This is a genomic window from Petrotoga sp. 9T1HF07.CasAA.8.2 (genome assembly GCF_002895585.1).
Lineage (GTDB): Bacteria > Thermotogota > Thermotogae > Petrotogales > Petrotogaceae > Petrotoga > Petrotoga mobilis.
Genome location: NZ_AZRI01000006.1, coordinates 1 through 1,594, shown reverse-complemented (window position 1 = coordinate 1,594; position 1,594 = coordinate 1). Strand labels below are relative to the sequence as shown.

At 32.7% G+C, this 1,594-nt stretch carries 1 protein-coding gene; it reads right to left on the bottom strand.

The features are described from left to right. Positions 1 to 75: 75 nt before the first annotated feature. A complete protein-coding gene (locus tag X925_RS01015; protein ID WP_103065873.1) occupies positions 76 to 1,365 on the bottom strand; it encodes an SLC13 family permease in 1,290 nt (429 codons plus the stop codon). Between the last annotated feature and the right edge of the window lie 229 nt (positions 1,366 to 1,594).

Sequence of the window (1,594 nt, the reverse complement as noted above, 5' to 3'; positions counted from 1 at the left end):
CGCCCCGCAGCCCACCCTCTAAGGAAAAGAATCTGGACCCATTCATCCCGCAGCCCACCCTATAAGGATAAAAAATCAGAAAAAAATGAAATTTACATATATTCCAGAAATTACTATATTCCCTAATAATATTATCAAACCGTATTTAGAAAACTCCCAAAAAGAAATTGTTTTCCCTTTAAATTGGGTTAAAAGACCTAACGCTATAACGTTCGCTGAAGCGGCTATTGGAGTTAAGTTCCCTCCCAAGCAAGCCCCCAATGATAACGAATACCAAATGGGGTCAAGATTACTAAATATGGAAGATTCAGAAATAGATAATTTTTCAATGACAGGTATCATTGCAGCCACTAAAGGAACATTATTTAAGAAACCAGTAAAGAAAGAAGAAATTGTTAGAATAGAAAGACTAAATATAAGTAAAGAGTTGCCAGCAAAATCGACCAGTATATTAGAAAAAGCGCTAATGATACCCGTTTCTTCAAGTGCACCGGCAATTAAAAATAAAGCAAAGAAAAACAAAATATTTTCCCATTCAACTTTAGATAATGTATCTTTCAAATCCTTTGGTCTAAGAATAAATAACGAGAAAAAGCCAGCAGCTAAGGCAACGGTTGAACTTTCTAAATTTAGCTCATGTTGTAAAGCAAAAGCTACGATAACCGCTCCAAACAAAAGTATAGACAAGATAAATTCCTTTTTGTTTTCTACAATATGAGATACATCAAAGTTTTTAATCGCTTCTTTGTCTATTTTAACGGATAAATCTTCCTTGAAGAAATATATCAATAAGAGAATGGCGAATACTAAATTGATCAATGTAACCGGATACATAATAAGAGCGAACTCTGAGAAAGAATAACCTGCCGCAGAAGCAATCATAATATTAGGAGGATCACCAATTATTGTTGCCATACCTCCAATATTTGATGCGAAAATTTCTCCTAAAACAAAAGGGAGATAATTAATATTTAATGAATCCGTAATGGCAAAAGTCATTGGAATAAAAACTAAAACAGTAGTAACGTTATCAATAAAGCCAGAAAATAAAGCAACCAAAAAAATTAGAGAGATGAATAAGGTATAGGTGTTATTCCCAAACAATCTTAACATGGAGAGACCTAAGAAGGTAAATATACCTGTCTTTCTTAAAGTCTCAACAAATACCATCATTCCAAGCAGCAATAACAGAGTGTTATAATCCACGTACTCTTTTATTGCACCAATTTGGTCAGGGAAAATCCCTGTTCCTAATAGAAAAATAGCCCCCAACATTGCAATAAGCGTTCTATCTATTTTCTGAAAAACCATTCCTACAACGACAATTATGAAGACTATCAAAGATGTTAAGGCATAAATTGACATATAATTCCTCCGAAACGGAACCATTCTTTTTTACTAATGTTTTTAAAGGATTTAATATCCCAAACTAATTATAGTTTAAAAAAAAGACAAAGTCAAATAAATCAATATTTCCTTTTAATTCTTATTGCATCGGTTAATCATATTGATTAAAATTAAGCATCCTAATATTGTATAATTAAATTAAAGATACAGACATTTAAAGTGCGGAGCCGGGTCTAAGGGACCGCAG